Annotated in this window: 8 protein-coding genes; 6 read left to right on the plus strand and 2 right to left on the minus strand. The window is 67.2% G+C overall.

Annotated elements, in window-relative coordinates; genetic code table 11:
• Nucleotides 1-30 precede the first annotated feature (30 nt).
• Both uvrA and recN read right to left on the minus strand, forming a co-directional pair.
• Complete coding sequence (uvrA, locus tag I1E95_RS07325; protein WP_197167241.1) at nucleotides 31-2,985, minus strand: excinuclease ABC subunit UvrA; 2,955 nt, start codon at nucleotides 2,983-2,985, stop codon at nucleotides 31-33.
• Nucleotides 2,986-3,095: 110 nt separating this feature from the next.
• A complete protein-coding gene (gene recN, locus I1E95_RS07330) occupies nucleotides 3,096-4,784 on the minus strand; it encodes a DNA repair protein RecN (protein ID WP_197166606.1) in 1,689 nt (562 codons plus the stop codon).
• Between the two features lie 76 nt (nucleotides 4,785-4,860).
• On the opposite strand from recN, the gene I1E95_RS07335 reads away from it, so the two are divergent.
• The 6 genes from I1E95_RS07335 (at nucleotide 4,861) to purL (ending at nucleotide 13,544) form a co-directional block, all read left to right on the plus strand.
• Nucleotides 4,861-6,819 carry an AarF/ABC1/UbiB kinase family protein gene (locus tag I1E95_RS07335; RefSeq protein WP_231594926.1) on the plus strand — a complete coding sequence of 653 codons (1,959 nt, stop codon included), beginning with the start codon at nucleotides 4,861-4,863 and terminating at the stop codon, nucleotides 6,817-6,819.
• Nucleotides 6,820-6,847: 28 nt separating this feature from the next.
• Entirely contained in the window at nucleotides 6,848-7,504 is a 657-nt protein-coding gene (locus I1E95_RS07340; protein ID WP_197166607.1) for an alpha/beta hydrolase, read from the plus strand.
• Nucleotides 7,505-7,624: 120 nt separating this feature from the next.
• Complete coding sequence (thrC, locus tag I1E95_RS07345) at nucleotides 7,625-8,683, plus strand: threonine synthase (RefSeq protein ID WP_197166608.1); 1,059 nt, start codon at nucleotides 7,625-7,627, stop codon at nucleotides 8,681-8,683.
• Between the two features lie 461 nt (nucleotides 8,684-9,144).
• On the plus strand, nucleotides 9,145-10,287 hold the full coding sequence (dnaN, locus tag I1E95_RS07350) for a DNA polymerase III subunit beta (RefSeq protein WP_197166610.1): 1,143 nt from the start codon (nucleotides 9,145-9,147) through the stop codon (nucleotides 10,285-10,287).
• A 4-nt stretch (nucleotides 10,288-10,291) separates the two neighbouring features.
• Nucleotides 10,292-11,104 (plus strand): RNA methyltransferase, encoded by an 813-nt coding sequence (locus tag I1E95_RS07355; RefSeq protein WP_197166611.1) that lies wholly within the window; start codon nucleotides 10,292-10,294, stop codon nucleotides 11,102-11,104.
• A 64-nt stretch (nucleotides 11,105-11,168) separates the two neighbouring features.
• The gene (purL, locus tag I1E95_RS07360) at nucleotides 11,169-13,544 is read left to right on the plus strand and encodes a phosphoribosylformylglycinamidine synthase subunit PurL (protein ID WP_197166619.1); all 2,376 of its coding nucleotides are present in this window, start codon (nucleotides 11,169-11,171) and stop codon (nucleotides 13,542-13,544) included.
• Nucleotides 13,545-13,553 lie beyond the last annotated feature (9 nt).

Here is a 13,553-nt window from a genome sequence, read left to right on the forward strand (position 1 = left end):
CTCCTCAGCGCCTGTCTGTGCTGCGGTCCGTCAGGACTCGATGGCCACAGGCGGATGCTGGGCGAGCACCTGTTTGAGATACCGGCCCGTGTGACTGGTGGGGTGCTCAGCCACCTGCTCCGGAGTGCCGGCCACCACGATTTCACCTCCCTTGTTGCCTCCTTCGGGCCCCAGGTCGATCAACCAGTCGGCACAGCGGATCACATCGAGGTTGTGCTCGATCACCACGATCGAATTGCCCTTGTCCACCAGGCGCTGCATCACGTCCATGAGTTTGTGAACGTCGTAGAAGCTCAGGCCCGTGGTGGGCTCATCGATCAGGTAGAGGGTCTTGCCGGTGGCGCGCTTGGAGAGCTCGGTGGCCAGCTTCACCCGCTGGGCCTCACCCCCGGAGAGGGTGGGGGCCGGCTGGCCGAGCTTGATGTAGCCCAGGCCCACATCCACCAGGGTGCGCAGACGGTCCGCGGCCTGGGGGATGGCCGAGAACACCTCGGCGGCCTGTTCCACCGTCATCTGCAGAACGTCGGCGATGGTGAAGCCCTTGTACGCCACCTGCAGGGTTTCGCGGTTGTAGCGGGCTCCCTTGCAGACATCGCACTGCACGTAGACGTCGGGGAGGAAGTTCATCTCGATCACGTTCACCCCCTGGCCGCTGCAGGCCTCGCAGCGCCCGCCCTTGACGTTGAAGCTGAACTGACCCACCTGATAGCCGCGGGCCTTGGCCTCCACGGTGGCGGCGAACACCTGGCGGATCGGATCGAAGGCGCCGGTGTAGGTGGCCGGGTTGGAGCGGGGGGTCCGGCCGATCGGGCTCTGGTCGATCACGATCACCTTGTCGACCGACTGGATGCCGCGCAACTCGTCGAGGCCGGAGGGGAAGGGGACCCGAAGGCCGAGTTTGTGCTCGAGAGCGGGATGCAACAGCTCGTTGATCAGGGTGCTCTTGCCACTGCCGCTCACCCCGGTGACGGCCACGAGCCGACCCAGGGGAAGATCGACATCGAGACCCTGAAGGTTGTTGCGGCGACAGTTGACCAGGGTGAGTTTGCGGCTGCCGGCCGAGCGCCGCTCAGCCGGAGTGGGAATGGAGAGACGGCCGCTGAGATAGGCGCCGGTGAGCGACTCCTCGGCCTCGAGCAGGTTCTGCAGAGACCCCTCGGCCACGATGTGCCCGCCGTGCACACCGGCACCGGGTCCGATGTCGACGAGATGATCCGCGGCGCGGATCGTGTCCTCGTCGTGTTCAACCACGATCAGGGTGTTGCCCAGATCCCGCAGCTTGAAGAGGGTGTTGAGCAGGCGGTCGTTGTCGCGCTGGTGCAGACCGATGCTGGGCTCATCAAGCACGTAGAGCACGCCGGTGAGACCCGCCCCGATCTGGGTGGCCAGGCGGATGCGCTGGGCCTCACCTCCGGAGAGGGTCATGGCCGGCCGATCGAGGCTGAGGTAGTCAAGGCCCACATCCAGCAGGAACTTGAGGCGCATGCGGATCTCCCGCAGCACCAGGTCGCCGATCTGGATCTGGCGCGGCGTGAGCAGAGGCTTGGCCCCCTCGGCCACACCCATCAGAGCCTCGATCCGCTCGAGGGTGTCGGCCACACTCACGCCTGTGAGTTCATGGATGGCGTAGGGACCGACCCGCACCGCCAGAGCCTCGGGCCTCAGACGGAGCCCATGGCAGGTGCCACAGGGCACCATTTCGAGGTACTGCTCCAGCTTCTGGCGCACCGATTCACCGCTGGCGTCGCGCAGCTGGCGCTCCAGGATCGGCAGGATCCCCTCGAACGGCCGCAGGTACGCCTGGCTCTTGCTGTAGCGGCTGTCGGCCTGGATCGGGATCGGCTCCTCGCTGCCATGGAGCACCACCTGACGCTGCTCATCGGTGAGCTGATTCCAGGGCGTCTTGATCTCGAAGCCGAAGGCCTCGCCCACGCTGTAGAGCAGGGAGAAGTAGTAGCTGTTGTCCTTCTCGCTCCAGGGAGCGATCGCCGCGTACACCGGCAGGGAAGGATCGGGCACCACCCGCTCCAGGGTGAACTGGCGCAGATGGCCGATGCCGTGGCAGTCGGGGCAGGCGCCATAAGGGCTGTTGAAGGAGAACAGCCTCGGGGAGAGCTCCTCCATCACGGCGCCATGCACCGGGCAGGCGAAATTTTCGGAATAGAGGCGCTCCCGCTCCACCCCCTCCGGCAGCTCCTCGCCGGCCTTGGGCACCACTTCAACCAGGGCCAGGCCATCGCCGCGCTTGAGGCAGGTGCGCAGGGAATCGGTGAGCCGCTCGTTGATCCCCTCCCGGGCCACCAGACGGTCCACCACCACTTCGATGTTGTGGGCGTGGTTCTTGTCAAGCTCGATGTTGTCGGAGAGTTCCCTCACCTCGCCGTTGATGCGCACCCGGGCGAATCCCTCGGCCACCAGGCCGGAGAGGAGCTTGGTGTGGGTGCCCTTCTTGCCGCGCACCACCGGTGCCAGCAACTGGTAACGGGTGCCCTCCGGCAGGGTGGCGATCCGGTCGACCATCTCGTCGATGCTCTCCGGCCGGATCGAGCGGCTGCACTGGGGGCAGTGGGGCTCGCCGGCCCGGCCGAACAGCAGCCGCAGATAGTCCTGGATCTCGGTGACCGTGCCGACGGTGGAGCGGGGGTTGTGACTGGTGGACTTCTGGTCGATCGAGATGGCCGGCGACAGCCCTTCGATCGCGTCGACGTCGGGCTTGTCCACCTGGCCGAGAAACTGGCGTGCATAGGCAGAGAGGCTCTCCACGTAGCGGCGCTGACCCTCGGCGAAGATCGTGTCGAAGGCCAGGGAACTCTTGCCGCTGCCGCTCACGCCGGTGAACACCACCAGCCTGTTGCGCGGCAGGGTGAGATCGATGTTGCGGAGATTGTGCTGCCGTGCTCCGCGCACCCGGATGACGTCCTCGAGGCTGCCGCCGTTGAGCACGGTGCTGGGATCAAGCCCAGGGGAGGCGGCCAGCCCGGGCATGGCCTCGGGGCCTCCTCCATTCGTGGCGGAGCTCTTGGATCCGGAGACGGATCTGGCGCGGGGCATTCAGCGACCCTGACAGCCTGGAGTCTACGGGCTGCTCCTGCGGCTCATGAGGCTCCCTGCTGCAGCAGGCTGGCCACGTAACTGCGGGTTTCACCGGAATCGCCTCCGGCGAGCTCGGCCAGTTCCCGCTCCCTCTCTCCGCTGTCCTGCAGAGCAGTCACCCCTGTCCGGGTGCGGCCCGCGTCGACCTGCTTGCTCACGCGGAAGTGGTGCTGGGCCATGGCGGCCACCAGGGGCTGGTGGGTGACACAGAACACCTGGCGCTGCTCGGCAAGGCGACGCAGCAGGGCGGCGATGGCCCCGCTGACCCTGCCGCTGACGCCGCTGTCGATTTCATCGAACAGCAGGGTGACATGGGGATCGGCCGCCGCCAGGCAGGTTTTCAGAGCCAGCAGGAAGCGGCTCATCTCCCCGCCGGAGGCCACCTCCTGCAGGGGGGCCAGTGGCTGACCGGGGTTGGCCGAGAACAGGAATCCAATCGCATCGGCCCCATCGTCACCGGGCGGGGCCGGTTCGATCGAGACCGAGAAGCGCACGTGGGCCAGCCCCAGTGGCCTCAGGGTGTCCATCAACTGCCGCTCCAGGGCGGTGGCGGCGACACGGCGTCGCTGGCTGAGCCGTGCGCAGGCCTGATCACGCCGGAAGCGACTGCTCTCCTCCTGCTGCTCCAACTGACGCAGCGAGGCCTCGACCCCGGTGGCATCGAACTGGCGGCGGAGATCATCCCGTAGAGCGATCAGGGCCCCGAGGTCCTGGCCGTGGCGCCGCTCCAGGGCCCTGAGCTGGGCCATCCGCTCCTGCAGTCCCGAAAGGGTTTCAGGATCACTCTCCAGGCCAGCGCCATAACGATCCAGCCCCGAGGCCAGCTCCTGCAGCAGCAGGACCGCCTCGGTACAGCGCTCCAGCCAGGGCCGCAGGCCCGCATCGTACCCCTGCAGATGCTGCAGCTCCTGCTCGATGGCGGCGAGGTGATCGAGCACCGACGGGGCACCCTCCAGACCCTCCACCAGCCGCCCGCTCACCGTCGTCACCCCCTCCTGCAAGCGGACTGCGTGGGCCAGCCGGTCCTGCTCCCCCTGCAGGCGCTGGCGCTCCTGGGGGTCGTCGAGCTGCGCCGCCTCCAGATCCTCCAGCAGCTGCAGTCGTCGTTGCCGATCGAACTGCTGACGCTCCTGCTCGGCTCTGGCGGTGTCCAGGGCCGCAGCCGCATCCTTCCAGGCCCGCACGGCCGTGCGGGCCGCCAGCAGAGCCTCGGCGATCGGTTCCCCACCGAAGCGATCCAGCCAGCGCCGCTGCTGCCCCGGACGCCCCAGCTGCTGGGTCTGCCCCTGAACGGTGAGCTCCAGCAGCAGAGGGCGCAGCTCCAGCAACTGGGCGCGGTTGACGATCACTCCATTGATGCGGCCACGGCTGCTGATGCGGTCCTCCTGCTGGCGCCACTCCCGGCTGATGATCAGATCGGAGTCCAGCGGCTCAAGGTCCTGCTGGATCAGCCATGACCGCACCGGCTCCGAAAAGGAGAAACCGGCTTCGATGCACGCCCGTTCACAGCCCGGGCGCAGCAGCCGCAGGCCCTCACCCCCCTGGGCTCCGCCGAGCAGGGCATCGAGGGCATCGAGGAGGAGAGATTTGCCCGCGCCGGTCTCCCCGGTGAGAACGGTGAACCCGGGCCTGAAACTGAGATCCAGAGCATCGATCAGGGCGATGTTCTCCAGACGCAGACCCGTGAGCACGCCGGCCTCCGGTGAGTGCCCAGACCGTAGCGGCGGTTGCTTTCGTTTAGAAGAGAAACAGTCGAACTCCTCCCTGATGGTCCTCTCGGATCAGGCCACGATCACCGGGGACACGATCGCCGAACGCACCAGCAGCGCCGAGGAACTCAGCGACTTCATCGAAGCCGCCGGTCTGTTGAGCTACGACCCGCAGACCATCTCGCGGATCTACTCCGGCCACCCCCGTCGGCTGCTGCGCCGTCTCTGGCAGACCCTCGTGCCCATCAGCCTGTTTCTGATCGGCGTGGGCTTCGACAAGTTGCTCGGGACGCTCAGCAACGAAAAACGGGCACGGGAGCGGGCACGGGAATGTGCCGAACTTCTGGCGGCCCTTGGACCCGCCTTCATCAAGGCCGGCCAGGCCCTCTCCACCCGGCCGGACATCATCCCGCCGGTGCTGCTGGAGGAACTGGCCCAGCTGCAGGACCAGCTGCCGGGCTTCGACAGCTCCCTGGCGATGGCCTGCATCGAGGAAGACCTCGGCGCACCGGTGAACAGCCTGTTCCGCCAGCTGGACCGTGAGCCCATCTCGGCAGCCTCCCTGGGCCAGGTGCACCGGGGGGTCCTGCTCAGCGGCGAGGCCGTGGCGGTGAAGGTGCAACGTCCCGGGCTGCGCGAGCAGATCACCCTCGACCTTTACATCGTGCGCCAGATCGCCGCCTGGCTGAACAGGAACGTGCGCCTGATCCGCAGTGATCTGGTGGCCCTGATCGATGAGCTCGGCAAGCGCGTCTTCGAGGAGATGGATTACCTCAACGAAGCCAGCAATGCCGAACATTTCGCACGACTCCATCAGCACAATCCCCGGATTGCCGTGCCGCGCATCTATCGCGAAGTCACCAGCCGCCGGGTTCTCACGATGGAGTGGATCGACGGGGTGAAGCTCACCAACCTGGAGGCCGTGCGTGCCCTGGGCATCAATCCAGACGACATGGTGCAGGTGGGGGTGAACTGCAGTCTGCAACAGTTGCTGGAGCATGGCTTTTTCCATGCCGACCCCCACCCGGGCAACCTGCTGGCCCTCCCTGACGGCCGTTTGGCCTATCTCGACTTCGGCATGATGAGCGAAGTGAGCCGCGAATCGAGAACAGGCCTGATCCAAGCTGTCGTTCACCTGGTGAACCGCAACTTCAGCTCGCTCTCGCGTGATTTCGTCAATCTCGGATTCCTCGGGGAAGAGGTGAATCTCGAACCGATCGTTCCGGCCTTCGAGAATGTCTTCGGCCAGGCCTTGGAGATGGGTGTCAGCCGCATGGATTTCAAAGCCGTCACGGACGATCTCTCCGGAGTGATGTACAGGTTTCCGTTCCAGGTGCCGCCCTACTACGCCCTGATCATCCGCTCGCTGGTGACGCTGGAGGGCATCGCCCTGAGCGTGGACCCCGACTTCAAGATCCTCGGTGCCGCCTACCCCTACTTCGCCCGGCGGCTGATGGAGGATCCCGATCCGGCCCTGCGCAGCAGCCTGCGCGAGATGCTCTTCGACGGCGATGACTTCCGTTGGCAGCGGCTCGAGAATCTGATCAGCAGCGCCTCGCTTCAGGACCAGCTGGATCTGGAGGGACTGCTCGATCAGGTGATCGATTTCCTCTTCTCCCCCAAGGGCGGCCTGCTGCGCCAGCAGCTGGTGGATGCCCTAGTGGACAGGGTGGACGCGATCAGCTGGCAGGCCTTCCGCCGGCTGGGTCGGCGCCTGCCTCGCCGCCTGCAACCGCCCGGACTGCGCAGCCCCCTGCTCGAGAGTGAGGAGGACGCCCTGCTCAGCCTCGAGCCGGTGCAGCAACTGCTGACGATCCTGCGTGAGCTGCCCGGCTTCGAACCTCGGTTGCTGCTGCGTCGGCTGCCCCGGCTCCTGGGGGAACCCGATCTGCGCCGCATGGGCGTGCAGCTGGCCCAGGGTCTGGCGGAGCGAAGCGTGGTACGTCTTCTGCGCGACGTGCTGGTGGCCCCCGAGCTGCGCCAGAGCGCTGTTCTCAGTGCCACGGGCAGCTCTTAGAGTTGATTGATCACCAGGATTTCAGCTCTTGGCTCGTCCGCCCAAACTCCTGGCCGTCCTGCTGGGGCTCTCGCTGAGTGCGGCAGCGCCAGGACTGCCTGTTCATGCTGCCGAACAGGTGGTGTTCGTGAGCGGAGCCTTCCGGCGCTCGATTCCGGTGGCCGACCTGGAACACCTGGCCCAGACGGGTGAGGCCCGCGGGCTGCTGAGGGATGTGCTCCACTTCAGCCGGCAGGATCCGGCCTCGGTGTCCAAGCTGCTCAATCAACAACTTTCTCTGCCGCTGGTACTCACCAGCCGGCTGCTCTCGACGCGGATCGGCGAGGCACTGCTCCAGCGGCTGGCGGGGATCTTCGCTCCTCTGAGGGCGCCGCAGATGGGTGTCCAGGCCATCCGTGGCGCCCTGATCACCGGACTGGCCAACGGCAACGGCAGCCTCACGGCCACCGGGTTCCTGCAGGCCTATCCGGCCCAGGAGCTGGCGGTGAACATCCCGGCCCTGCTGGGTGTCATCGGCAAGGCGAGCTCGATTTCCGATCTTGTGCGCTTCTTCTCCGAATCCCCCCTCGACGGGCTGCGCGGCGATGGAGCCGTGAAGCCAGGCAGCGGCGATCAGTCCAAGACCGGCTCCAAGACGGACTCCACGTCAGAGTCCTCCCCCGCGGCACCGGTACCGGCCCCCTGAGGCCCGACGCAAACCTCCTGAACCGCTGGTGGGGACTTGGCGCGTAGATTCGTCTCAGCCTGACCGCCTGCCGACGTGCCCCTGCTTTCAGCTCTTCGGCGACTGGGCCAGCAGCCAACGATGCAGGACTGGCCGGGGCTGATCGAGGCGTACCGCCGCTGGCTGCCGGTGAGTGAGGCCACACCGGTGATCACCCTGCGGGAAGGCGCGACTCCCCTGATCCCGGCGCCGGCCGTGGCGGCACGCCTGGGCCGCGGCATCAAGGTGTTTCTCAAATACGACGGCCTCAATCCCACCGGCAGCTTCAAGGACCGGGGGATGACCATGGCGGTGAGCAAGGCGCGGGAAGCCGGCGCCGAGGCGGTGATCTGCGCCAGCACCGGCAACACCAGTGCCGCCGCCGCGGCTTATGCCCGCCGCGGTGGCATGCGTGCCTTCGTCCTGATCCCTGATGGCTATGTGGCCCAGGGCAAGCTGGCCCAGGCCCTGGTGTACGGCGCTGAGGTGCTGGCGGTGAAGGGGAACTTCGATCGTGCCCTGGCCATCGTGCGCGAGGTGGCCGATGCCTACCCGGTCACACTGGTCAATTCCCTCAACCCTTACCGCCTGCAGGGGCAGAAGACCGCCGCCTTCGAAGTGGTGGATGCCCTCGGTGACGCCCCCGACTGGCTCTGCATCCCCATGGGCAACGCCGGCAACATCAGTGCCTACTGGATGGGCTTCCAGGAGTACCGGCAGGCCGGCCTCAGCCGACGTCTTCCCCGGATGATGGGGTTCCAGGCCAGTGGCTCCGCGCCGTTGGTGCTGGGTCACACGGTGGATCAACCCGACACGATCGCCACCGCGATCCGGATCGGCAATCCCGCCAACCGTGAGAAGGCCCTCGCCGTGCGTGAGCAGAGTGGAGGCAGCTTCCACGCCGTCACCGACCAGGACATTCTCGAGGCCTACCAATTGCTCGGCCGGGAGGAAGGTGTGTTCTGCGAACCGGCCAGCGCTGCCTCGGTGGCCGGTCTGCTGCAGCAGGCGGAGCAGGTGCCCGCAGGAGCCACGGTGGTCTGCGTGCTGACCGGCAATGGCCTGAAGGATCCCAACACCGCCATCGACAACTGCGATGGGGCCTTCCATGCCGGCCTGGCCCCTGAGGTGGATGTGGTGGCCAAGGTGATGGGCTTCTGAGCCCGGAACGCTGAACCCAGCAGCCAAAAGCCCCAGGCCGGAATTCCGGCCTGGGGCTTTTGGCTGGGGTGTCAGTGGGCAAAGCGTCCATGGGAAAAGGGGGCCCGGCCTGGGGAGAACTGGGGCAGAGAGAACACCCCCTGAGACGCCAGGGTTTTCCCCAGATCCGGGAAAGAGTGGAAAACCTTGAATTCGGTCGTCTTTCGAGCACGCATTCCTCAGCTCTGATTCAAAGAAATCCAGTCCTGAGCTGGAATAGAGACGTTTTCCTCTTTTTCCCCAGCCCCTACGACTACGGATTGAATTTCTTCTTTTTTTCAATCAATCCAAAACCAGTGAAAGGTGGGGGAAAGCTCGGGGGAATCGGGCTCGGGGCCGGCTTGTTCTCGTTGCGCTTCTGACAGCGGTGTGGAAGCGTGGTGGGGCCCTTAGGGGTGTGTCCTTTCCGGAGTTGTGTCGCGATGAAGCTGGTCTGCTCTCAGGCGGAACTGAGCGCCAGCCTTCAGCTGGTCAGCCGTGCCGTGGCTTCACGTCCCACCCACCCGGTGCTGGCCAACGTGCTGCTCACCGCCGATGCCGGCACCGGTCGGCTCAGCCTCACCGGCTTCGATCTCAGCCTCGGGATCCAGACCAGCCTGCCGGCGTCGGTGGAGAGCAGTGGCACCATCACCCTGCCCTCGCGCCTCTTCGGGGAAATCGTGTCGCGACTGTCCAGCGACAGCCCGATCAGCCTGAGCTGTGAGGAAGGGCAGGAGCAGGTGGAGCTCACCAGCCGCTCCGGCAGCTACCAGATGCGCGGTCTCTCCGCCGAGGACTTTCCCGATCTTCCTCTCGTTCAGACCGGCACTCCTCTGCGCCTGCAACCGGAGGCCCTGGTGAAGGGGTTGCGGGCCACCCTGTTTGCCAGCAGCGGCGATGAGGCCAAGCAGTTGCTCACCGGCGTTCACCTGGGCCTGGCCGACCAGGATCTGGAATGCGCGGCCACGGACGGGCATCGTCTCTCGGTGCTCCGCCTCGAGAAGGCCTTCTCCGGCGCCGAGGACGGCAGCGAACCTTTCGCGGTCACGGTGCCGGCCCGCTCTCTGCGTGAACTGGAGCGGTTGCTCTCTGCCTGCAGCAGTGACGACCCGGTGAGCCTCTACTGCGATCGCGGGCAGGTGGTGTTCCTCTGGGCCGACCAGGTGCTCACCAGCCGGAGCCTCGATGGCACTTACCCCAATTACCGGCAGCTGATCCCCGATCGCTTCAGCCGAACCCTTGATCTGGATCGCCGCGGCTTGATCCAGGCCCTCGAGCGGGTGGCGGTGCTGGCCGACCAGCACAACAATGTCGTGAAGCTCAGCAGTGATCCTGGCAGCGGCCAGTTGCACATCAGTGCCGATGCTCAGGACGTGGGCAGCGGCTCCGAAGACCTGCCGGCGGTGATCAGCGGTGATCCGATCGAGATCGCCTTCAACGTCCGCTACCTGCTCGATGGGCTCAAGGCGATGACCCCCGAGCGGGTGGAGCTGCGCTGCAATGCCCCCACGACTCCGGCGGTGCTCACCTCCGCGCAGGATCCCACCTTCACCTACCTGGTGATGCCCGTTCAGATCCGCAGCTGAGGCCGTGACCCTCCCCGAGCAACTGCTGCTCAGCGACCTGCTCCGGCGCCGGGTGCGCTGCAATCAGGGGATCGACCATGGTGCTGGTCTGCAGGGCTGGATGCACCCTCCCGTGCACCGCCTGCTGGGCTGGGTGAGCAAGCCTTCGGCCTTCGGTCCCCGCCGCCTGGTGTGGCGGCTCAATCAGCTGCGCGGGCTCACCGACCAGGAGGCTCTCGTGCAGGGAGATCCCGCGGACACCGACCCGGCCACCCTCGAGCGCTTGCCCACCCTCTTCGAAGCTGCCCTGCTCGGGGGCGGCAACCAACTGCTGGGTGTGATTGCCGACGCCAACGTGGAGTTGCGCAGCGGTCGCATCCTCGACTATCTGGTGGCCCGCAGCGATCCGCGTCTGCCCGGCAGCAGCCGTTGGCTGCTGTCGCCCGATCGCATCGTCGATCAGCAGCCCGGGCAGGTGATGACCACTCTGCAGGGCCTGGACGATCTGCCCCTGGCCCGCGCCAGCGTGCGTCAGGAGTTGCTGCGGCGCTCCCGCCGCTGGCGGGAGCAGTTCGAGGAGGTGGGGGGACGCTTCGAGGAGCGGCTGGAGGGTTGGCTGGAGGAGCCGCCCTGGCAGGAGCCTGATCCTCTCGAGCCCGAAGTCCGCCTGGAGGACCGGCCCCTCAGTCGGCTTGACGAGCGGGAGGACTGGGATGACCCGGAGGGCTGGGGGGAACCCGTGCGTGAGGATTCGGCACCGCGACAGCGCCGGGCCGCGCGACACCGGTCACAGTCCCACGATGCCGATCCGCTCGATCCGGACGATCCATGGATCTGAACCCGATCTGCCGCCGGTCGCGGCCACGGGTTCGGCCACACTGGAATCCTGATGAGTCCCCGCTGTGGTTGCCATACCCTCCTTCCCGGTCGCCGAGGCCCTGCGCCAGGAGGGCCTCAGCCAGGCCGACTACGACGAGATCTGCCGCCGCCTCGGCCGCGCTCCCAACCGCGCCGAGCTGGGCATGTTCGGGGTGATGTGGTCGGAGCATTGCTGTTACCGCAACTCCAGGCCATTGCTCCAGGGCTTCCCCACCAGTGGGCCGCGCATTCTGGTGGGTCCCGGTGAGAACGCCGGTGTGGTGGACCTGGGTGAGGGCCAACGGCTCGCCTTCAAGATCGAGAGCCACAACCATCCCTCCGCCGTCGAGCCGTTCCAGGGGGCGGCCACCGGGGTGGGTGGCATCCTGCGCGACATCTTCACGATGGGGGCCCGGCCGATTGCCCTGCTCAACGCCCTGCGCTTCGGGCCGCTCGAGGACGAGCGCAACGTCGGCCTGATGGAGGGCGTGGTGGCCGGCATCGCCCACTACGGCAACTGTGTGGGGGTGCCCACGGTGGGGGGTGAGGTGGCTTTCGACCCCAGCTATTCCGGCAACCCCCTCGTGAACGCCATGGCCCTGGGGCTGATGGAAACCGAGGAGATCGTCTGCTCCGGGGCTGTGGGGGTGGGACATCCTGTGGTGTACGTGGGCAGCACCACCGGCCGCGACGGCATGGGCGGCGCCAGCTTTGCTTCTGCCGAGCTGAGTGCCGCATCACTGGATGACCGCCCGGCGGTGCAGGTGGGCGATCCCTTTCTGGAAAAGGGGCTGATCGAGGCCTGCCTGGAGGCGTTCCAGAGTGGCGATGTGCTTGCCGCCCAGGACATGGGGGCGGCTGGCCTCACCTGCAGCTGTTCGGAGATGGCCGCCAAAGGGGGTCTGGGCATCGAGCTCGATCTCGACCGGGTGCCGGCACGGGAGAGCGGCATGAGCGCCTACGACTTCCTGCTCAGCGAGTCGCAGGAGCGGATGCTGTTCGTGGTCAAACCCGGCCGGGAGGAGGCGCTGATGGAGCGCTTCACCCGCTGGGGCCTTCAGGCGGCTGTGGTGGGCCGTGTGCTGGCCGACAACGTGGTGCGGGTGCTTCAGGGAGGCCTGGTGGCGGCGGAGGTTCCCGCCAGCGCCCTCGCCGATGACACCCCGATCAACCACCACGAGCTGATCAGTGAGCCTCCGGCTGCCATCCAGGCCCACTGGCGCTGGAGCGAGACCGACCTTCCCGCCGCCACCGCCGAGGGCATCACACCGGCCGGCGGTCCTCTGGCGGGTGAGTCCCTGGGGTGGGGTGCCGTGCTGCTCCGCCTGCTCGATGACCCCACCATCGCCAGCAAACGCTGGGTCTATCGCCAGTACGACCACCAGGTGCAGGCCAACACGGTGATGCCTCCGGGCGGCGCCGATGCGGCCGTGGTGCGCCTGCGGCCCCAGCGGGGTGAGGGCGCCATGGAGGCCGCCAGGCGCGGCGTCGCTGCCACTGTCGACTGTCCCAACCGCTGGGTGGCCCTGGATCCGGAGCGGGGGGCGGCGGCGGCGGTGGCCGAAGCGGCCCGCAACCTCAGCTGCGTGGGGGCTGAACCCCTGGCGGTCACCGACAACCTCAACTTCCCTTCCCCGGAGACCCCCACCGGCTACTGGCAGCTGGCCATGGCCTGCCGCGGTCTGTCGGAGGCCTGCCGGGCACTGAACACTCCCGTCACCGGCGGCAACGTTTCGCTGTACAACGAAACCCGGCGGCCCGATGGCAGCCTGCAGCCGATCCATCCCACCCCCGTGGTGGGGATGGTGGGACTCGTGCACGACCTCGATCACGTCACGGGCCTGGCCTGGCAGGCTGAGGGTGCCCAGATCTGGCTGCTGGGGGTTCCCCTGGCGGACAGCGACGTCGATGGGCGGCTGGCTCTGGCCGCCTCCAGCTATCTGGAGAGTGTCCATGGTCTGGCCACGGGCCGGCCCCCGCTGACCGACCTGACGCTGGAGCGGGCGGTGCAGGGCCTGCTGCGCCAGGCGATCACGGCGGGCCTGGTGGCCTCCGCCCACGATCTCAGCGACGGTGGTCTCGCGGTGGCGGCCGCCGAAGCCTGCATCGCCTCAGGGTTCGGTGCCGTTCTGGAGCTTCCCGCCGATGCGGGCCGCCTGGATCGCCTGCTCTTCGCCGAAGGGGGTGCCCGGGTGCTGGTGTCGCTCCGACCTTCTCAGGAGCAGGCCTGGCAGGACCTGCTGGCGGCGCGGCAGGCTGATGGACCGCCAGTGCTGGCGACGCAGGTCGGTCGGGTGGCTGAAGCCGGCGCAGCCCTGATTATCGAGCAGAACGGCACCGTCCTCCTGTCTCTGCAGGTGGAGGAGCTGAGCGCAAGCTATGAGAACGCACTGCCGCGCCGACTGGCCGCGGCTGGCTGAGGCACAATG

The organism is Synechococcus sp. CBW1107, from assembly GCF_015841355.1.
Lineage (GTDB): Bacteria > Cyanobacteriota > Cyanobacteriia > PCC-6307 > Cyanobiaceae > Regnicoccus_A.